The organism is Stappia sp., from assembly GCF_040110915.1.
Taxonomy (GTDB): domain Bacteria; phylum Pseudomonadota; class Alphaproteobacteria; order Rhizobiales; family Stappiaceae; genus Stappia.
Genome location: NZ_CP157793.1, coordinates 3169970 through 3189972, shown reverse-complemented (window position 1 = coordinate 3189972; position 20003 = coordinate 3169970). Strand labels below are relative to the sequence as shown.

Genomic DNA, 20003 nt, shown 5'->3' with positions numbered 1-20003 from the left:
CGTCTTCACGCCCTTCCGACGCTGTCGCGGGCCGGTTGTGCAAGCGGCGGCGACCGGTCCGGCCGCCGCCGTGCGTCTCATCGTGGCGTCAGGCGCGCGGTTCAGGCAAGGGCCGCGCGGATCGCGTCCAGCGTGCGGGCGCGCGCGTGGCGGGCGGCCAGTGCCGTTTCCATGTCGACCTTCACGAAGCGGGTCGGCGTGTGCGGCTGCAACTGGCCGATCAGATCCATGTCCGCCGAGATCACCGTCCCGATCATGAAGTAGCCCCCGCCCGACACCGCGTCGCGGTGCAGAACGATCGGTTCGGTGCCGCTCGGCACCTGGACCGAGCCGTAGGGGTAGCAGGCGTCGGTGATGTTGGAGGGGTCCGCGCCGGCGCCGAAGGGCTGTTCGCGCGGCACGAACTCCAGCTTGCGCCCGCCCTGGAAACGATAGCCCATGCGGTCCGCTTCGTTGGCCACCTTCCAGGTGTCCTCGAAGAAGTCGCGCTGCGCGGCTTCCGTGATGCGGTGCCAGTAGAGACCGGGCAGCACGCGCAGTTCCGCCGGGTTGCCCGGCGCGCGCCGCAGGTCCGCCGCCACCTGCGCGCCCGCGCGCGCCGTGCGGGCCGGCGTTCCGAGCGGCAGGGTGTCGCCCGGCTGCACGTTGCGTCCCTCCACGCCGCCGAGCGCGCCGATGGCGTAGGTCGAGCGGCTGCCGAGCATCGGCGGGGTGTTGATGCCCCCCGAGATCGCGATGTAGGCGCGCGCGCCCGCCTTCAGGAAGTCGAAGGACAGCACCTGACCGGCCTTGACCGGGAAGGCGGTCCAGGTCTCGCGCGCCTCGCCGTCCACCTTCGGCGGCAGCTCTGCGCCGCACACGGCGACCATGGCGTCCTCGGTGAACTCCAGCTCCGGTCCGACGAACACGCATTCCAGACCGGCGGCGTCCTCCGGGTTGCCGACGAGCAGGTTCGCCGCGCGCAAGGAGAGGCGATCCATGGCACCGCCCATCGGGATGCCGAGGTGGTAATAGCCCGGCCGCCCCATGTCCTGGATAGAGGTGGCGATGCCGGAGGAGATCACGTTAATCGGCATAGAGGGCCTCCATCAGCTTGGCGTTGGTGCCGTCGATGTCCGCGTTGAAGTCGTCCAGCGAGAAGCGGACGTTGCGGATGCGCGGGCGGAAGGTGTTGGCCTGGACCTCCTCCACCGCCGCGTCGTACTCCTCGCGGGTGATCGGCTTGAAGCGGACGATGTCGCCCGGCTTGAAGAACACCATGAAGTCCTTGAGGTAGGACACCTCCTGCTGCGGATCGAAGATCGGCATCGGCGTGATGCCGAACATCTGGTAGCCGCCGGCGCCGCGCACCGAATAGATGCAGGAGAAGCTGCCGCCGTAGCCGACCGTGAGGCGCGGCGTGTCGGTGCGCGGACGCAGGTACTTGGGCACCTGGATCTGCCGCGCCCGCTCGACCATCTGGTAGAGGAACGGCAGGCCCGAGACGAAGCCGACCATGGAGACGAACCACGGGGCGCCGGAGTGGGCCTTGATGAAGTCGTCGACCGTGTCGTAGCCGTTGATGCGCGCGGCATATTCGATGTCGGTCGCATTCGGGTCCTGGTGCCGCTCGCGGAAGCGCATCAGCGTCTCGTGCGTCCACGGGTCCTGATAGTAGACCGGGATCTCGACGATCCGCGTGTCGAGCACCGGCTCGGCGCTCTCGGCGGTCGCCTCCAGGCGCTTCAGTTCCGCCATCAGGTCGTCCGGCGCAATCACGTCCGGGTCGAACTTGATCTGGAACGAGGCATTGGCCGGGCAGATCTCGGTGACGCCCTTGATGTTGGCCTCGCGCACGGCGTTCGTCATCGACAGGCTGACGAAGAACGCCTCGAGCGACATCGCCTCGTCGACTTCGACGAAGATGTGCTCGTCGCCGCCATAGGTGTATCGGCTACTCATGTCGCAGAGCCTCCCTTCTGCTTGATCAGGTCGAGATTGGCCTCGAGCCAGGGCTCCAGCCAGCGGGTGTGGACGGCGCTCTTTTGCAGCTCCTCGCTCTCCAGCAGCGCCTCGAAGAGCGGGGCCGTGGTCGGCAGGCCGTCGATGCGCAGCTCGCCGAGCGCCCGCTTCAGCCTGAGCAGCGCGCGGTCGCGGTCCTCCGCCCAGACGATCAGCTTGCCGAGCAGCGAATCGTAGAACGGCGGCACCGCATAGCCGGGGTAGAGCATGTGGTCGAAGCGCACGCCGGGGCCGTCGGGCGCCAGCAACTCGCCGACGACGCCGGGAAACGGCATGAAGTTGTTGGCCGGATCCTCGGCATTGAGGCGCACCTCGATGGCGTGGCCGGCCCGTGTCACGTCGCTTTGGGCAAGCATCAGCGGTGCGCCGCCGGCGATGCGGATCATCTCGGCGACGAGATCGACGCCGCAGATCATCTCCGTCACCGGATGCTCCACCTGGATGCGGGTGTTCATCTCGATGAAGTAGAAGTCGCCGCTTGCGTCGTCGTAGAGGTATTCGATCGTGCCGGCGCCCTTGTAGCCGACGGAGGTCGCCAGCGCGACGGCCGAGCGGCAGAGGTCTTCGCGCACCGTTTCCGACAGCACGGGGGAGGGGGCTTCCTCCCACACCTTCTGCCGCCGGCGCTGCAGCGAGCACTCGCGCTCGAAGAAGTGGACGACGCGTTCGCCGTCACCGAGCACCTGCACCTCGATGTGGCGGGCGCGCTCGATCACCTTCTCGATGTAGATGCCACCGTCGCCGAAGGCGGCCTTGGCCTCCGAGGAGGCCTGCGGCGCGAGACGGGCGAATTCGTCGGCATCGTGGGCGATGCGGATGCCGCGCCCGCCGCCGCCGGCGGCCGCCTTGATCATCACCGGGAAACCGATCTCGGCGGCGAGCCGGGCTGCCGCCTCCATGTCCTCCACGATCCCGTCGCTGCCGGGAACGGTCGGCACGCCGGCCTTTTGCGCCTGGGCGCGGGCGGCGGCCTTGTCGCCCATCAGGCGGATCGTGTCGCCGTCGGGACCGACGAAGATCAGCCCGGCGTCGGCGACCGCATCGGCGAAGGCGGCGTTTTCCGCCAGGAAGCCGTAGCCTGGGTGGATCGCGTCGGCGCCGGTTTCGCGCGCGGCCTTCAAAAGCGCGTCGACGTCGAGATAGGATTTCGCGGCCTGCGGCGGGCCGATGTCGACCGCCTCGTCGGCCATCAGCGCCGCGCGGCTCGTCGCGTCGGCGGCGCTGTGGACCTGCACCGTCGCGATGCCGAGATCGCGGGCGGCGCGGATGATGCGCACCGCGATCTCGCCGCGATTGGCGATCAGCAGCTTGCGGATGGGGGAGTGTGCCACGGGCGCCCTCAGTCGAGTTCGAGGACGGTCTGCCCGGCCATCACCGGCTCGGCATCGCCGATGGGAAAGGCGCTCGCGGTCCCGTCTGCATCGGCCTTGACCTCGTGGAAGGTCTTCATCACCTCAACGAGGCCGATGGTGTCGCCCTTGGCGATCGCGTCGCCCACCTCCTTGAAGGGGGGCTGATCCGGCGCGGGCTTGCGGTAGAAGGTGCCGGGGATGGGGGATTTCACCTCGTGCTTGGCCATTTTGGTCTCCTCCTGGGATTGGTGTGTGTCCGGGATGGCGTGTGTCAGGCGGCCGCGATCTCGCCGACCGCCGCGTGGACCGCGCGGGCGATCTCGACGGCGTTCGGCGTGTCGGAATGGACGCAGATGGTTTCGGCGCGCACGGTGAGCGGCGTGCCGTTGACGGACTCGATCCGCCCGTCGCGCACGGCGGCCACCGCGCGGCGCGCCGCATGGTCGGGGTCGACGGCGTCGTGTTCGCGGGTGATGATCAGCCGGCCGTCGTCGTCATAGTCGAGATCGGCGAAGAACTCGGCGAGAAACCCGATGCCCCGCGCGGTATAGATCTCCTCGTGCAGCGTGCCGGCCAGTCCGAGCACCGGAACGCCGTAGACCTCGGCGGCGTCGGCAATCGCCTCGGCGATGTGCTCCATGCGCGCGGCCATGCCGTAGAGCGCGCCATGCGGCTTGAGATGCGACAGCGTCAGGCCTTCCGCGTCGAGAAACCCCTTCAGGGCGCCGATCTGATAGAGGACGATATTGGCCATCTCCGCGCGGTCGATCTTCATTTCGCGACGCCCGAAGCCCGGCAGGTCGGGCAGGGAGAAATGCGCGCCCACCTTGACCCCGTGCCGGCGTGCGAGCTCGACGGTGGCGCGCATGTGGTTGGGGTCCGATCCGTGGAAGCCGCAGGCGACATTGGCCTGGGTGATGAAGGGCATGATCGCCGCATCGTCGCCCATCTTGTAGAGCCCGAAGCTCTCGCCCATGTCGCAGTTGATGTCGACTGGCATCTTGGCGGTTCTCCTCAGTCTTTCAGCGATGCGACGTAGCGCAGACGGATCTGGTCCGCGATCACCGCAAGGATCAGCAGGGTGCCGAGCACCACGGTTTGCAGGTAGGATTCGATGCGCGCCAGGTTCATGCCGTTCTGCACCAGGCCGATGAACAGCGCGCCGAGCACGACGTTTTCCAGCCGCCCGACGCCGCCGCGCAGGCTGACGCCGGCGATCACGCAGGCCGCGATGGATTCCAGCGGCATGGAGGCGCCGATGTTCGCCTCGCCCGTGTCGAGGCGCGCCGTCAGCAGCATCCCCGACACGGCGGCGAAGAAGGCGCACAGCGTGTAGGTCAGGAACAGCGTGCCCCCGGTGTTGATGCCCGACAGCGAGGCCGCCTTGGCGTTGCCGCCGACGGCGTAGAAATAGCGGCCCTGCGGCGTCCAGTAGAGGAAGGCGTAGAGCCCCAGCACCAGAAGGGCGGCGACATAGACGGGGGTCGCGATCCCGAACAGCGAGCCGAAGCCGAAGATGTCGCCGAAGGCCTGCGGCATGCCGTAGACGGGCACGCCGCCGGTCAGATAGAGCGCGATGCCGAAGCCGACCGAGGCCATGCCGAGCGACATCATGAAGGGCGAGACGTTGAAGAAGGCGACGCCGAGCCCGTTGACCATGCCGATGGACACGCCCGCCGCGATGCCCGCGACGCAGCCCACGGCAATCGCCATGCCGGCCATCTCCGGAAACAGCGCGTAGACCGACGACATGGTCAGCGCCCCGACCACCGAGGACAGCGCCAGGATGGTGCCGACGGAGAGGTCGAAGCCGCCGGTCAGGAGCGCCAGCATCTGCCCCAGCGAGACGATCATCAGATAGACCGACTGGCGCAGGACGTTCATCAGGTTGCGCGGTGTCAGAAAATTGTCCGACAGCAGGGTGAAGACGACAATCGCGATCACCAGCAGGAAGGGCAGGATGCCGAGGCGCACGAAGAGGCGCTTGAGGAGGTCGCCGGCGCCGCCGGTCTTTCGTGCCGGCGCGGGTGCGGCTGGGTGTGCGGTATTGTCCGCCATCACGCGTCCTCCCGTTCGAAGAAATGGGCCAACACGTTTTCCTCCGTGAGTTGGTCGGCCGGAAGTTCGGCCTGCGCGCGGCCGCGATAGAAGACGTAGGCGCGCGTGGTCAGATGCAGGATTTCGGGCAGGTCGGACGAGATCAGCACGATCGCGACGCCGGATTTCGCCAGCTCGACGATGAACTCGTAGATCGAGGCGCGGGTGCCGACGTCGACGCCGACGGTGGGTTCGTCGAAGACGATCAGGTCATAGGCGCGCGTCAGGCTGCGGGCGAGCATCGCCTTTTGCTGATTGCCGCCGGAAAAGTGCTCCACCATCCGTTCGATGCGCGGCGGCGAGAGATTGAGCCGCCCGGCAAGCTCGGCGACCTTGCGCCGCTCGCCGGCACGGTCGAGCAGCGGACCGTGCGAGAAGGGGGCGATGTCGAGCGAGGCGAGCGCCACGTTCTCGCGCACCGAGCGCATCATCATCAGCCCTTCCGTGCGCCGGTCGGAAGGCAGGTAGAGAAAGCCGTCGCGGATATTCTGCCTCGGGCTGTGACCCGTGACGTCGCGATCCTTGAGACGCACGCGGCCGCGCGCGATGGCGCGCGCGCCGAAACAGGCCTGCATGAGCTCCGACTTGCCGGAGCCGACAAGGCCGGCCATGCCGACGATCTCGCCGGCGCGCACGCGCATCGACACGTCGACGACGGTGTCGTCCTCGGTGGTCAGGCCGTCGATTTCGAGCACCGTGGGCCCGGGCGGGGGAAGACGGAGCTCCGGGAAGATGCTGCCGACCACCCGGCCGGTCATCAACCGGACCAGATCGTCCTCGCTGACCGTCTGCGCATCGACCGTGTCGATGTAGCGGCCGTCGCGCAGCACGGTGATGCGGTCGGCGATCCGGCGGATCTCGGCCATGCGGTGGGTGATGTAGACGATGCCGACACCGCGTGCGGTGAGCTTTTCGATCAGCTCGAACAGATGGTCGGTCTCGTGATTGGTGAGCGAGGCGGTGGGCTCGTCGAGGATCAGCACCGACAGGTCGGAGCGGAACGCCTTGGCGATCTCCACCATCTGCTGCTCGGCGCGCGTCAGATGGTCGACGCGCCGCTCCGGGCGCAGGGCGAAGCCGAGCTCGTCGAGGATCTCGGTCGCCTCGCGGCGCATCCGGGCCCGGTCGATCAGCCCGCCGCGGGTGTGTTCGGCGCCGAGGAAGAGGTTTTCCTCCACGCTCATCTGCGGAATGAGCGAAAACTCCTGGAACACGGCGGAAATGCCATAGGCCCGCGCGTCATGCACGGAATGGAGCGTCACCTCCGCGCCGCGCAGCCGCAGGTGCCCGGCGGTCGGCGTGTTGGCGCCCGCGAGAATGGAGATCAGCGTCGACTTGCCCGCGCCGTTCTCGCCGAACAGCACATGCACCTCGCCCGCCCTGAGGTCGAAGGACACGCCGTCGAGCGCCCGCACGCCGGGATAGTCCTTGGTGACCGCGACGGTCTGCAGCAGGGGCGGTGCAGCCGACGGCTGCACCTCCTTCTGCGAGATGGCGGTTTCGATCGTCATGACCGGCTCCCCGCGTTCGCGTTGCGCAGGCGCACGATCATTCGACCGAGAACACCGGGCGGAAGCCGTTCGGCGCGAGTGTCGAGGCGGGGTCGAACTCGCCGTGGTTTTCCTGCGTCACGACGTAGAGCGCCGGGCCGACGTGCTTGTCGTAGTCCTTGCCCTCGAGAATGCGCACCGCCTGATCGACGGCGATCCGGCCCTGGATGACGGTGGAGTCGGTCGGCGCGGCAAGGATCTGGCCGCGGGCGATGCCCCGGTCGACGCCCGGCGTGTAGTAGTAGGAGACGACCTTGACGCTGTCGGTCAGCCCGCGCGCGCGCAGGATCGGCACCGCCGCTTCCGCCGTCACCGCCGTGCCGACGATGTAGTCGAGATCGGGATAGGCCTCGAGCGTGTCTTCCACGAGCTTGGCCTGGGCTTCCTTGCCGGTGTCGCCGTATTTGGTGTCGACGAGGTCGATGGCGCTGCCCTCGATGGCGCCCTGGAACCCGGCGTTGCCGGCTTCCACCCAGCCCGCGCCCGCCGGTCCGGGGAACCAGGCGACCCGCGCCGGATCGCCGCCGGCGGGATGCAGCTCGGCCAGGAAGGCGCCGGCCTTGGCGCCCATTTCGCCGAAGGAGACCAGCGACTTCGCCGAAAGCTCCGGCGACGACATGCCGTTGATGACGTCGATCACGGGAATGTCCTTGGCGCGGACCTCGCCGACGAGGTTGTTGAGCCCGTCGAAGGAAATGGCGCCGATGATCACCGCGTCGGCGCCGGCCGACACGCAATCCTCGATCTGGGAGATCTGGGTGCTCAGTTCGGTGTAGCCGCCGGCCTCGACCACGTTGAGCGTCACGCCGAGACGGCGGGCCTCCTCGACGACGCCGTAGTTCACGCCGAGCCAGTAGGCGTCCTTCATGTGCGGGAAGGAGACGCAGATGTCCCACTTCTGCGCGGCGGCCTCGAGCGGGGTGTAGTCCTTGGAACTGCGCGGGCTTTCCATATTGAACGGCGGGTCCCACACCTCGACGGGATAGGGGAACCAGTCGTCGGCGGCGGCGCCGGCGGTCAGGGCGAGCGCAAGCGCCGCCGACGATGTCACGGTTTTGAACAGATGCGTCATCTCAGGCCCTCTGGAATGGCTGGGGACGGTGTGCGTCCATTGTCCTGCCCGCCTCTCGACGGGCGGTTCCGAGATGAAAAAACGCGGGGGAAGAATTGTAAAATACGAATATACGAGATACGTTTTCTGAAAATCAGAACGAGATGCCCGATGGGTGGGCAGTGCCCGTTCCGGTGTCAGCTCCCGGCGCAGGCGAAGGGGCGAGCGTCCAGAGAATTGTATTATATACGATTTTCGGAACGGGTCGGGTGCGCAACATCAAAAGACGGCCATCACCCTCGGTCGTTTTACGAATGATGTTTCTCTGGAAGCGATATAATCGGAATCGCGAAAATGAATGAGCCGACCATTCGACAGATGCGCTACTTCATTGCTGTCGCCAACACGGGCCAGATCAGCCGCGCGGCGATGGAACTGAACGTGTCGCAATCGGCGGTGACGACGGCGGTCAAGCATCTTGAGGAGATCGTCGGCGCGACGCTGCTCAACCGGCACGCGGGCGGGGTGGCGCTGACCTTCGAGGGCGGGATCTTTCTCGACCATGCCCGGCGGGTGCTGGCCGCCGTCGACGAGGCGGTGCGCTCCCCCCGGCGGCTGCGCGACAATGTCCGGGGCGTGCTGCGGCTGGCGATGAGCTACACGGTCGCCGGCTATTTCCTGCCGCCGCATGTCGAGCGCTTCGCCCGGGCCTTTCCCGACGTCGACCTGCGCCTCACCGAGGCGCCGCGCGGCGTGATCGAGGAGGGGCTGGTGTCCGGCTCCTTCGACCTCGCCGTGATGCTGGTGTCGAACATCTACAATCAGGAGGGGCTGACCTATGAGACGCTGCTGCAGTCGCGGCGTCGGCTGTGGCTGTCGGCGCAGCATCCGCTGCTGGAGCGCCCGCGCATCGGGCTCGCGGATGTCGCCAAGGAGCCCTACATCATGCTGACCGTCGACGAGGCCTCGAACACCGCGCAGCGCTACTGGAACCGCACGAGCTACCGCCCGCGCACCGTGTTTCGCACCTCCTCGGTGGAGGCGGTGCGCTCGATGGTGGCGAACGGCATGGGGGTGACGATCCTGTCGGACATGGTCTACCGGCCGTGGTCGCTCGACGGGCGGCGGGTGGAGGTCAAGCAACTCGCCGACCGCGTGCCCACGATGGACGTCGGTCTCGCCTGGGCGGCGAATGTGGAGCAGAACGCCGCCGTCACCGCCTTCCGGGAGTTCATGCATCTGGGCGACGATCTGACCGCGCGCTGATACGCCAGATGCGGTCGGCCCGGCTCGCCTATCGCGCCAGCCAGCCGCCGTCGACGGGCACGACCGCGCCGTGCAGGAAGCCGGCGAGATCGCTGGCGAGAAAGGCCACGGGGGCCGCGATATCCTCCGGCGTGCCCCAGCGCCCGGCGGGAACGCGGGCCATCAGCCCGGCGGTGCGCGCCGGGTCGTCGCGCAGGGCGGCGGTGTTGTCCGTGGCGACATAGCCGGGCGCGACGGCGTTGACGTTCACGCCATGGGCGGCCCATTCGTTGGCGAAGGCGCGGGTGAGCTGGACGATGGCACCCTTGGCCGCCGCATACCCGGGCACCTGGATGCCGCCCTGGAACGCCAGCACCGAGGCGACATTGACGATCTTGCCGTGACCGCGCGCCACCATGCCGCGCCCTAGATCGCGCGTGAGAAGGAAGGCCGCGTCGAGATTGACGGCCATCACCGCGTCCCAGTCGTCCGTCGGGTGTTCGGCGGCCGGTGTGCGGCGGATGATGCCGGCGTTGTTGACGAGGATGTCGACCGGCGCGTCCCGCCCCTCCAAGTCCCTCACGAGATGCGCCAGCGCCTCGCGGTCCGAAAGATCGCAGGTCCTCGCGGTGAAGCGCCCGCCGCCAAGTGCGATGCGCCGGCGCAGGTCCTCCGCCTGTGCCTCGATCGTGGTGCCCACCCCGATGACGTCGGCGCCGGCCTCGGCCAGCGTCGCGGCGATGGCGGCCCCGATGCCGCGGCTTGCGCCCGTCACAAGCGCGGTCTTGCCGGTGAGATCGATGGTGACCGCCATGGGGGGGTGTCTCCCGTTTGCCTCAGCCGATGAGCAGCCGGCGCGGGTCGGCCAGCAGGCGGGCGTAATGGCCGAGAAAGCGGGCGGCGTCCGCGCCGTTGATCACCCGGTGGTCGTAGGAGAGATCGAGCGGCACCATCGGCACGGGCACGAAGGCGTCGTTCTCCCACACCGGCACCTGCTCGGTGCGGGTGAGGCCGAGGATCGCCACCTCCGGCGGGTTGACGATGGGCGTGAACCCCGTGCCGCCGATGCCGCCGAGATTGGAGATCGACATGGAGGCCCCGCCCATCTCCTCGGGCCGGATCTTGCGCGCCTGCGCGCGCCCCGCGAGATCGGCGATGTCGGAGGCGATCCGCCACAGACCCTTGGTGTCCGCGTCGCGCACCACCGGCACCATCAGGCCGGCGGGCGTGTCCACGGCGATCCCGATATGGACATAGGACTTGAGGTGCAGCGTCTCCCCGTCCGGGCTGAGCGAGGCGTTGAACCTTGGAAACGCCTTCAGGCAGGCGGCCAGCGCCTTCACGTGAAAGGCGAGTGTCGTCAGCTTGATGCCGCGTTCGCCCGCTTCCTGCCTGAGGCTGGCGCGAAAGGCCTCGACCCTGCGGATATCCGCCCGGTCGTGATGCGTCACCTGCGGGATATGCGCGTTGGCGGCGGCGAGATTGTCGGCCGCGACCCGCGCCATGCGGCTCAGCGACTCTTCGGTGACCGGCCCGTGCACGGCGTGGTCGACGTCCCAGTAGCGGCGGCCATCGCCGGCCTGCGGCGCGGGGTGGCTTGCGGGGGCGGTCTCGCCGGACAGATGCCGGTCGACGTCCTCCCGGGCGAGGGTTTCGCGGCCCGAGGCGGCGGCGAGCGCGTCGAGATCGACGCCCTTGCGCCCGGCATAGGCGCGCACGGAGGGCGCGGCGATGTAGCTCATGACGTCCTCCTCACCAGCTGGTCGAGATGTACTGGCTTTCCATGAATTCGAGCATGCCCTCGTGCCCGCCCTCGCGGCCGAGGCCCGACTGTTTGGTGCCGCCGAAGGGCGCGGCCGGATCGGAGACCAGCCCGCGATTGAGCCCGACCATGCCATAGTCGAGGCGCTCGCAGACCTGCAGGCCGCGTTTCATGTCCTGCGTGAACACATAGGCGACGAGGCCGTATTCCGTCGCATTGGCCCGGCGGATCACGTCGTCGGTGTCGGAAAACGTCTGAAGCGCCGCCACGGGGCCGAAGATCTCGTCGTGCACGCAGTCGGCCGTTTCGGGCACATGCGTCATCACGGTCGGGGGATAGAAGAAGCCCTTGCCGTCGGGCACCGTGCCGCCGAGGGTGATCCTGGCGCCCTTGTCCACCGCGTCCTGCACGAACTGCGCGACCTTTTGCTGCGTGTCGCGGTTGACCAGCGGACCGACGTCCACATCCGGATCGAGCCCGTTGCCGAGTTTCAGCCGGCCCATGGCGGCGGTGAATTTTTCGGCGAAGGCGTCGGCCACCTTTTCGTGCACGTAGAAGCGGTTGGCGGCGGTGCAGGCCTCGCCGAGATTGCGCATCTTGGCGAGCATCGCGCCTTCCACCGCCGTGTCGAGATCGGCGTCGTCGAAGACGATCAAGGGCGCGTTGCCGCCTAGCTCCATGGCCGGCTTCAGCACCTGGTCGGCGGCCGAGCGCAGCAGCTTGCGCCCCACGCCGGTGGAGCCGGTGAAGGAGACCACCCGCACGCGCGGGTCGTGCAGCAGATGATCGACGAGCTGGCCCGAGTGCTTCGTCGGCAAGACGTTGATCAGCCCCTTCGGCACGCCCGCCTCTTCCAGCAGGGGCATCAGCGCCAGCATGGTGAGCGGGGTTTCCCCGGCGGGCTTGATGATCACCGGGCAGCCGGCGGCGAGCGCCGGGGCGATCTTGCGGGTGCCCATGGCGGCGGGATAGTTCCACGGCGTGACGAGAACGGCGATCCCGGCCGGCTTGTGCTGCACCAGGATGCGCGCGCCCGACGCCGGCGCATGGGCCACCATCCCGTCGGCGCGCACGGCTTCCTCGGCGAACCAGCGGAAGAATTCCGCCGCATAGGCGGCCTCGCCGCGCGCGTCGTTTCCGGCCTTGCCGTTTTCCAGCGTGATCATGCGGGCGAAGTCGTCGAGCCGCGCGGTCATCAGCTCGAAGGCCTTGCGCAGCACCTCCGAGCGCTGGCGCGGGGTGCGCGCGGCCCAGTCGGCGAAGGCCGCCTCGGCCGCGTCGAGCGCCGCATCGGCATCGGCGGGATCGGCGGAGGCGACGGAGGCCAGCACCTCCTCGGTCGCCGGGTTCACCACGTCGAAGCGTTCGCCCGAGGTCCCGGGGCGCCAGTCGCCGCCGATGTAGAGGTCGGTGTACTGCTGAACGGCAAGATCCATGGGGAAAGCCTTTCGGGTTTCAAAGAAGATGGCGGAGCGGATCGCCGAGGCGCTCGGCGAAGCCGCTGGTAAGCGCAAGCGCCTCTTGCGCGGACAGCTGCGCGGCGCCGCATTCGCAGGTAACGGTGAGCGCCTCGCCGTCTCGGGTGAGCGTCAGCACCGGGGCGGCCTCGCCGCCGAGGCTCAGCGCGGTGACCGGCGTGCCGGTGAGATCGCGCAGGATCACATCCGGCGCGGGCGCGTCCTCGCCCGCCGGTTCGCAGGCGCCCAGACCGGCGCGATCCGGATCGGCGTAGAGCGTGGTACCGGCGCGGGACGACGTCTCCACGGTGATGGCCGCAGGCGCCGGCGCGGCATCGGTCGCGGCGCGCAGCGCGGCGGCGGCGAAGGCGGCCAGCACGGCCGTGCGGCGCGGTGGCGCGCCGGTCTCCTCGGCCAGCCAGGCCAGCAGCGCGTCGAGGTTGGCGGCCGGGACGCGCGCCTCGATGCGGCGCGTGGCCCCGCCGGTGCCGGCGGTCGCGGCGCTCGCTTCCGGAGTCGACGCGGGAAGGGCTTCGAGCGTCGTCAGATCGGCGACATGGAATGGCTGCGGCACCTTGGCGCGCACCAGCATCGCAAGATCGAGGCCGCGTTCGCGGGCCAGGCGCCTGGCCTTGGGCGAGGCGAGGATCTTGCCGCCGGGCGTGGGGGGGGGCGCCGCCGTCGCCTCAGGTGCCGCGGGGGCGGAGGCTGCCTTTTGTGCTGCATCCTCTGGCGTGGGCGCTTGCGGCGCGGCGGTCGGTGCCGGCTTCGCATCGCCGCCCGGCCAGGCGGTCAGCGGCGTTTCGGGCATGGTGTCGGCAATGAGCGCGATCACCTCGCCGACGGGAACGGTGGCGCCGGCTTCCGCGAAGAGACCGGCGACATAGCCCTCGATGCCGGCCGGCACCTCCATGGCGCTCTTGTCCGTCTCGACCTCGAGCAGGATGTCGTCGGCGCCGACCCTGTCGCCCGGCGCCTTCTGCCAGGTCAGGATCACGGCGCTGTCCTGCGCCATGCCGAGCGCCGGCATGATGATGGGCGTGCCCTCGGGGGCGAGGGGCGCCTGCGGTGCGTCGACGGCATCGGGGGCCGGGGCTGTGTCTTCGGCCGCCGCGTCCGTGTCGGCGTCCGCCGTTTCGGAAATCCGGGCGACGACGTCGCCGACCGGAACGCTGTCGCCGGCCTGCGCCCGCACGTTCGTCAGATAGCCTTCCGCCTGGGCCTCCACCTCCATGGTGGCCTTGTCGGTCTCCACCTCCATCAGCGCATCGCCCGGCTTGATCGCATCGCCCGGCTGCTTGAGCCAGGCGACGATCAAGCCGCTGTCCTGCGCCATGCCGAGGGCGGGCATGATCACGTCATGCGGCATGGACGAGCTCCCCGCGGCAGATCTTGCGCGCATTGTCCGCGACCGCCTCTGCGGTCGGCACCGTCAGGTCCTCCAGCGCCGGCGAGAAGGGGACGGGCACGTCCATCGCGCCCATGCGGATCACCGGCGCATCCAGATGGTAGAAGGCCTTTTCACTGATGCGCGAAGCGATTTCGGCGGTGACGCCGTAGCTCTGGTGCCCCTCGTCGATGACGATCGCCCGCGACGTCTTGCGCACCGAGTCGAGCACCGTTTCCTCGTCGAAGGGCACGAGCGTGCGCGGGTCGATGACTTCGGCAGCGATCCCGTCGCGCTCCAGAAGCGCGGCGGCCTGTTCCGCCACCTGCACCATGGAGGAGGTGGCGACCAGCGTCACGTCGCGGCCCGAACGCGTCACATTGGCCTGGCCGAAGGGGATCAGATACTCCTCCTCCGGCACATGGGCCTTGTCCTGATACATCAGCTTGTCTTCGAAGATCACGACCGGGTTGTCGTCGCGGATCGCGGTCTTCATCAGACCCTTGGCCTCATAGGCGGAGGACGGCATGGCGACCTTCAGCCCCGGGATGTGGGCGACGAGCGCCTGAAGGCTTTGCGAATGCTGGGCGGCCGAGCGCCGCGTGGCGCCGAGGTTGGTGCGCAGAACCAGCGGCACGGTCAGCTTGCCGCCGGACATGTAGTGCGTCTTGGCAGCCTGATTGCAGAGCTGGTCCATCACCAGATAGAGGAAGTCGCCGAACATCAGGTCGACGATGGGGCGCGAGCCGGTCATCGCCGCGCCGACGGCGATCCCCATGAAGCCCGGTTCCGAGATCGGCGTGTCGATCACCCGTTCGGTGCCGAATTCCTCCACGAGACCCGACAGCACCTTGAAGGGCGTTCCGGCCTCGGCGACATCCTCGCCGATCAGAAAGACGGTCGGGTCGCGGCGCATTTCCTCGGCGATCGCCTCGTTGACCGCCTTCGACAGAGTGATTTCGCGGCTCATGAGCGGGCTCCTGCGAGATAGTCGAGGGCGTGATCGACGCCGGCGAAGACATGCATGTCGACCTCGGATGCGTCCGGATAGGGCGCGTTGAGCGCATGCTCGACGGCGGCCTCCGCCTCCGAGCGGATCTCCTCGTTGACCGCGACCAACTCGTCGGCGGAGAGGATCTTCTGCTCCTCCAGCCACTTGCCGAAGTTGACGATGGGGTCGCGGTGGGTCTTCCACTCCGCTTCCTCGTCCTTGGAGCGGTAGTAGTCGCGGTTGATGTCGCCGACGTGGTGGCCGTGATAGCGGTAGGTCTTGAGCTCGATGAAGAACGGCCCCTCGCCCTTGCGGCAGCGTTCTGCCAGTGCGTTCGCAAGCTCGTTGACCGCGAGCACGTCCTGCCCGTCGACCGTATGGGCCTCGATGCCGAAGGCCTCGGCGCGGGCGGTGAGCGATCCGGCGGCGATTTCCTCGGTCTTTGTGTATTCGCTGTAGCCGTTGTTCTCGCAGGCGTAGATCACCGGCAGTTTCCAAAGCGCGGCCATGTTCATGACCTCGTACCAGAGGCCCTGCGCGGTCGCGCCGTCGCCGAAGAAGCACACGGTCACGAAGTTCTCGCCGAGCCGTTTCGACGACAGGGCGGCGCCCGTCGCGATGCCCATCGAGCCGCCGACGATGGCGTTGGCGCCGAGATTGCCGTGGCTCTGGTCGGCGATGTGCATCGAGCCGCCCTTGCCCCGGCAATAGCCCTCGGCCTTGCCGAGCAGCTCGCAGAACATCGCCTTGAAATCGGCGCCCTTGGCCACGCAATGGCCGTGGCCGCGATGGGTCGAGGTGATGCGGTCCGCGTCGGTGAGCGCCTCGCAGATGCCGACGGCGACGGCCTCCTGGCCGGAGTACATATGCGTCAGCCCGGGCATCTTCGCGGACAGATAGAGCTGGTTCGCATTGTCCTCGAAGGCGCGGATGCGGACCATCTGGCGATACATGCGGATGTAGTCTTCCGCGTTGTGCGTGCGCGTATCGGACACGGGACGGGTCTCCTCCTCAGGCGCGCGGGGCCCTTCGGGTGCGCGCGACGGGCGGTCCGGCGGCGACGTCGCGAAACGCCGCCACCGAACGCCGTCAGTAGCGGTTGGCGATCGGCAGATCCTCGGCCGGAAACAGGCTGATCACCTCCACACCGGTTTCGGTGACGACCACCTCCTCCTCGATGCGGGCGGCCGAATAGCCGTCGGCGGCCGGGCAATAGGTCTCCAGCGCGAAGACCATGCCGGTCTTGATTTCCATCGGATGATCGAGCGAGACGGCGCGCGAGATGATCGGGCGCTCGTGCAGCGCAAGCCCCAGCCCGTGGCCGAACTGAAGGCCGAAGGCCGCCTCCTCGCTGGGGAAGCCGAACTCCTCGGCCCTCGGCCAGGCCTGGGCGACGACATCGGTCGAGACGCCGGGGCGGATCAGGTCGATGGAGGCGTCGATCCACTCGCGCGCCTTGACGTAGGCATCGCGCTGGGCCGAGGTCGCCCGGCCGATGTTGAAGGTGCGGTAGTAGCAGGTGCGATAGCCCTGATAGGACTGCAGGATGTCGAAGAACGCCTGATCGCCGGGGCGGAAATAGCGGTCGGTGAAATTGTGCGGATGCGGATTGCAGCGCTCGCCGGAAATCGCGTTGATCGCCTCGACGTCGTCCGAGCCCATCTCGTAGAGCATCTTGTTGGCGAGCGCGACGATGTCGTTCTCGCGAATGCCCGGCTTCAGCTCCTCGTAGATCATGTGATAGACGCCATCGACCATCGAGGCGGCCTGGGTGAGAAGCTGGATCTCGTCCCAGTTCTTGATCTCGCGCGCGGCCAGCATGATCTGCTGACCGTCGACGACATTGAGGCCTTCCTCCTGCAGCGCGTGGAACATGGCCGTCTCGGCGTAGTCGACGCCCACCGGCATGTCGGCCATGCCGGCATCGCGGATCAGCCCGGCGATTTCCTTCGCGTATTTGCGCATCAGGCCGAACTCGGGCGGGATGGTGCCGCGCATGCCGACGACGCCGGCGCGGCAATGGTCGGGCACCAGCCAGTCGGAATACTTCTGGTGGTGCACGGCGGCCGAGCCGAAGTCCCAGACATAGGGCGCGTCGTCGCCCGTCAGCAGGCAGAAGCGGCACATCTTGTCGCGCTCCCATTCGCCGATCTTGGTCGCCGAGACGTAGCGGATGTTGTTGACGTCGAAGAGCAGCAGCGTGCCGGCCTTGGAGGCCTGAAGCGCCTGGCGGGTGCGGGCGAGCCGGTAGCGGCGCAGCCGGTCGTGGTCGATCCGCCGTTCGAAGTCGACCGAGGTGTGACCCCAGGCCGGGATCCGGCCCTCCCACTTCCAGTGGGGCTCGAGATCCTGCGGGGTCAGCACATTGGGGGTGAGGGCGAGGGTCATCGCGAAAGCTCCTTTCGCCGCCAGCGCGGCGGTCAGGACACAGGGGAATTCGGGCACGCGTCTTCTTCGACGCGCGGGGCGCGGGCGGCGCGCCTCACTGCATGATCATGCCGCCGTCGATCATCAGGAGCTGGCCGGTCATGTAGTCGCTCTCGTTCGAGGCGAGGAAGGCGGCGGTGCCCTTGACGTCGTCGGGCGTCGACAGCTGCTTCATCAGGATCATGGTCTGGGCGAGGTGGTCCATCGACTGGCCCTCCTCCTCGAACATGCCGATCTCCACGAGATCCTTGTCGAGCTGTTCCCACAGTTCCGTCTTGACCACACCGGGGCCATAGCCGTTCACCGTGATCTTGTGCGGCCACAGCGCCTTGGCGCCGCCGATGATCATCGCGAGCGCGCAATACTTGGAGCAGGAGTAGGGGATCACGTCGAGGAAGGCGGTGCGCGAGACGATCGATCCGACGTTGATGATCTTGTAGGGATGATCGTCCATCGGGCCCTGCTCGATCATCTTGCGGGCAGATTCCTGCATGCCAAGGAGCATTCCCTTGGCATTGATGTTCATGATCATGTCCCAATTGTCTTCGTCGATGTCCATGAACATGCGGGGCTTGTTGATCCCGGCATTCATCAGGGCGACGTTGATCGAGCCGAATTCCTCCGCCGTGGCCTCGACGGCGGCGCGGTTGTCGGCGCGTTTGGTGACGTCGAGCTTCAGCGCGATGGCCTTGCCGTTGCCGGCGGCGTTGATGCGGGCGGCGACCTCAGTCACCCCGTCGACGTTGATGTCGCCGAGCGTGACGTTGGCGCCCTGCGCGGCGAAATACTCCGCGTTCGCGGCACCCATGCCCTGGGCGGCGCCGGTGATCAGGATGTTCTTGCCCTTCAGGCGATTGGGGTCCATGCGTTCCTCCCATCAGAGTTTTCCCGCCTCCCGCAACAGCCGGTCGGCGCGGTCTTGTGCCGCTTGCAAAGCGGATTTCGGGGATTGGACGCCACGCAGCATGTCGTGGCATTCCTCGCCGCAGATCTGGATGATCCCGCTGATCTCGGGGATCGGCGGACGCGGCCAGAACTGCAGCTCGTCGCGCCAGGACATGGCGTCGACGGTCTCGAAGATCGGCGACAGGCGCCGCACTTCCGGATCGGCCCCCACCGAGTAGCGCGGATTGGTGCGGCTGCCGTGCTCGACGTAGAGCTTCTGGGCTTCGGGCGAGGTGAAGACGATCAGCGCCTCCACGGCCGCCTCCAGCCGCTCCGGCGCGATGTTCGCGGGGATGGCGAGCAGATAGCCGCCCACCGGCGCGATGGGGCTGCCGGAGGGGCCGGACGGGTGCGGCAGGTAGCCGACCTTGCCATGGGCGGCACAGGCCGGGTTCTGCTCGAAATAGGGGGCCAGCAGCGTGTAGCCGTAGGCCATGGCGACCTTGCCGTTGGCGAAGGGTCGGACCCGCTCGTACCAGGACATCGACAGGATGTCCGGCGGTGAATACTGCAGCAGCGTCATCAGGTACTCCGCCGCCTCCAGGCTGCGCGGCGTATCGATGAGCGCGCGATAGCCGCCCCCGGCGAGGCGGGTTGCGTCATAGCCGCCGGCCTGTTTCGGCAGGTCGAGGACCGGCTGGCCGAAGTCGGCGCAGGTCATGATGAAGGTGTGGCCGAGCGCGGTGCCGCGCGCGGCGTTCCAGGCGATGCCGTAGCGCCCCTGGGTGGGCTCGTGCAGCACCTCCGCCGCCTTGAGCAGGGCCTTCGTGGTGTGCGGCGGCTCGAGCCCGGCTTCGGCGAAGAGATCCTTGCGGTAGAACAGCATCTCCGGCGTCGTCTGGGAGGGCACGCCATAGGGGCGTCCGCCCCAATGCGCGCCCTGCCAGCCGGCGGTGTGGAAATCGCTGGGCGCGAGGCGGTCGACGTCGAGCACCTCGTCGAGCGGCAGCAGATAGCCGCTTTCGGCGAACTCGCCGACCCAGGGCAGATCGAGCGCGACGAGGTCGTAGCGGCTGGTGGGGCGCTGGGCGTTCTTGAGCGCTTCCTCGTGGAGCCGGTCGATGGAAAACGCCCGCTGCTGGATCGGGCAGCCGATAACCTGCTCGAACTGCCGCTTGAGGCCGTGCATCACCATGAAGGTGGGGTCGCCGTGCACCAGCACGCGCAGGCCGCCGGTGAGCTTGAGCGGTTCCAGGAGCACCTGCGGCGGCTGAATGGTCTGGGCGGCGAGATAGGAGCCGCCGAAATAATAGTCCTGCGTGTCGGCGCGGGCTTCCGCCGTGCCGAAGCTCTGGGCTGCCAGCCGGCGCAGCCGGGTGCTGAAGCGCGTCCAGGCGTCCAGCATCTCGGCACTGGGGTGCAGGGAGAAGCTCTTGCCGCTCGCGGTGCGGGGGCGCTGCTCGATCAGGCCCGCGTCGATCATCTCGCGCATGCGCCGGGTCGCCGTGGCATAGGGAACGCCCGACGCACCGATCAGGGACGTCGGCGTCACGGCCTTGGCTTCGAGATGGCGTTTAACGAGATAGGCGGACATCTTCACGTATGGGTTGGGAGCGGATATCTCCATCAGGCCGTCGAGCTCTTCGTCGAAACTCTCCAGAAACCCGAGGACCTGGAGGATTTCCGTCTTGGCTTGTGGCGTGAGGGACGCGCGCTCCCTGACCATCTCTCCCTTGGCGTCGCTCATCGGGGTGCTCCAGATTGTCCCGGTTCCGGAACCACGCTTCGATTTCCCCAA

18 protein-coding genes are annotated in these 20003 nt (G+C 68.0%); 1 reads left to right on the top strand and 17 read right to left on the bottom strand.

From position 1 onward, the window contains the following. Positions 1-101: 101 nt before the first annotated feature. From ABL312_RS14240 to torT, 8 genes are read right to left on the bottom strand one after another with little or no spacing between them, the layout of a single operon-like run. Positions 102-1076: a biotin-dependent carboxyltransferase family protein gene (locus ABL312_RS14240; protein ID WP_349358066.1), complete on the bottom strand. Its 975-nt coding sequence runs from the start codon at positions 1074-1076 to the stop codon at positions 102-104. Beyond that, the gene (locus ABL312_RS14235) at positions 1066-1941 is read right to left on the bottom strand and encodes an allophanate hydrolase subunit 1 (protein ID WP_349358065.1); all 876 of its coding nucleotides are present in this window, start codon (positions 1939-1941) and stop codon (positions 1066-1068) included. Before ABL312_RS14235 ends, ABL312_RS14240 begins: the two co-directional genes overlap by 11 nt. Next, on the bottom strand, positions 1938-3332 hold the full coding sequence (locus ABL312_RS14230; protein ID WP_349358064.1) for an acetyl-CoA carboxylase biotin carboxylase subunit: 1395 nt from the start codon (positions 3330-3332) through the stop codon (positions 1938-1940). Before ABL312_RS14230 ends, ABL312_RS14235 begins: the two co-directional genes overlap by 4 nt. Positions 3333-3340: 8 nt before the next feature. Beyond that, the gene (locus ABL312_RS14225) at positions 3341-3580 is read right to left on the bottom strand and encodes an acetyl-CoA carboxylase (protein ID WP_349358063.1); all 240 of its coding nucleotides are present in this window, start codon (positions 3578-3580) and stop codon (positions 3341-3343) included. 44 nt (positions 3581-3624) lie between these two features. Beyond that, positions 3625-4353, bottom strand: a complete 729-nt coding sequence (pxpA, locus tag ABL312_RS14220) for a 5-oxoprolinase subunit PxpA (protein WP_349358062.1) — start codon at positions 4351-4353, stop codon at positions 3625-3627. A gap of 14 nt (positions 4354-4367) precedes the next feature. Then, on the bottom strand, positions 4368-5411 hold the full coding sequence (locus ABL312_RS14215) for an ABC transporter permease (RefSeq protein WP_349358060.1): 1044 nt from the start codon (positions 5409-5411) through the stop codon (positions 4368-4370). Continuing rightward, the gene (locus ABL312_RS14210) at positions 5411-6961 is read right to left on the bottom strand and encodes a sugar ABC transporter ATP-binding protein (RefSeq protein WP_349358059.1); all 1551 of its coding nucleotides are present in this window, start codon (positions 6959-6961) and stop codon (positions 5411-5413) included. The genes ABL312_RS14215 and ABL312_RS14210 overlap by 1 nt, the downstream gene beginning before the upstream one ends. Positions 6962-6998: 37 nt before the next feature. Further along, complete coding sequence (gene torT, locus ABL312_RS14205) at positions 6999-8072, bottom strand: TMAO reductase system periplasmic protein TorT (RefSeq protein WP_349358058.1); 1074 nt, start codon at positions 8070-8072, stop codon at positions 6999-7001. 333 nt (positions 8073-8405) lie between these two features. On the opposite strand from torT, the gene ABL312_RS14200 reads away from it, so the two are divergent. Next, positions 8406-9317 (top strand): LysR substrate-binding domain-containing protein, encoded by a 912-nt coding sequence (locus tag ABL312_RS14200; RefSeq protein WP_349358057.1) that lies wholly within the window; start codon positions 8406-8408, stop codon positions 9315-9317. Between the two features lie 28 nt (positions 9318-9345). Here the strand turns inward: ABL312_RS14200 and ABL312_RS14195 are convergent, their stop codons facing one another. The 9 genes from ABL312_RS14195 to ABL312_RS14155 form a co-directional block, all read right to left on the bottom strand. After that, the gene (locus ABL312_RS14195) at positions 9346-10110 is read right to left on the bottom strand and encodes an SDR family oxidoreductase (protein ID WP_349358056.1); all 765 of its coding nucleotides are present in this window, start codon (positions 10108-10110) and stop codon (positions 9346-9348) included. 22 nt (positions 10111-10132) lie between these two features. After that, the gene (locus ABL312_RS14190; protein WP_349358055.1) at positions 10133-11038 is read right to left on the bottom strand and encodes a 2-oxo acid dehydrogenase subunit E2; all 906 of its coding nucleotides are present in this window, start codon (positions 11036-11038) and stop codon (positions 10133-10135) included. Positions 11039-11048: 10 nt separating this feature from the next. After that, positions 11049-12494, bottom strand: a complete 1446-nt coding sequence (locus tag ABL312_RS14185; RefSeq protein WP_349358054.1) for an NAD-dependent succinate-semialdehyde dehydrogenase — start codon at positions 12492-12494, stop codon at positions 11049-11051. Positions 12495-12513: 19 nt separating this feature from the next. Beyond that, entirely contained in the window at positions 12514-13884 is a 1371-nt protein-coding gene (locus ABL312_RS14180; RefSeq protein WP_349358053.1) for a biotin/lipoyl-containing protein, read from the bottom strand. Beyond that, complete coding sequence (locus ABL312_RS14175) at positions 13874-14872, bottom strand: alpha-ketoacid dehydrogenase subunit beta (protein WP_349358052.1); 999 nt, start codon at positions 14870-14872, stop codon at positions 13874-13876. Before ABL312_RS14175 ends, ABL312_RS14180 begins: the two co-directional genes overlap by 11 nt. After that, positions 14869-15888 (bottom strand): thiamine pyrophosphate-dependent dehydrogenase E1 component subunit alpha, encoded by a 1020-nt coding sequence (locus tag ABL312_RS14170; RefSeq protein ID WP_349358051.1) that lies wholly within the window; start codon positions 15886-15888, stop codon positions 14869-14871. The genes ABL312_RS14175 and ABL312_RS14170 overlap by 4 nt, the downstream gene beginning before the upstream one ends. Positions 15889-15982: 94 nt before the next feature. Continuing rightward, complete coding sequence (locus ABL312_RS14165) at positions 15983-17281, bottom strand: M24 family metallopeptidase (RefSeq protein ID WP_349358050.1); 1299 nt, start codon at positions 17279-17281, stop codon at positions 15983-15985. Between the two features lie 94 nt (positions 17282-17375). Further along, complete coding sequence (locus tag ABL312_RS14160) at positions 17376-18185, bottom strand: SDR family oxidoreductase (RefSeq protein ID WP_349358049.1); 810 nt, start codon at positions 18183-18185, stop codon at positions 17376-17378. 12 nt (positions 18186-18197) lie between these two features. Beyond that, on the bottom strand, positions 18198-19952 hold the full coding sequence (locus ABL312_RS14155) for an extracellular solute-binding protein (RefSeq protein ID WP_349358048.1): 1755 nt from the start codon (positions 19950-19952) through the stop codon (positions 18198-18200). Positions 19953-20003 lie beyond the last annotated feature (51 nt).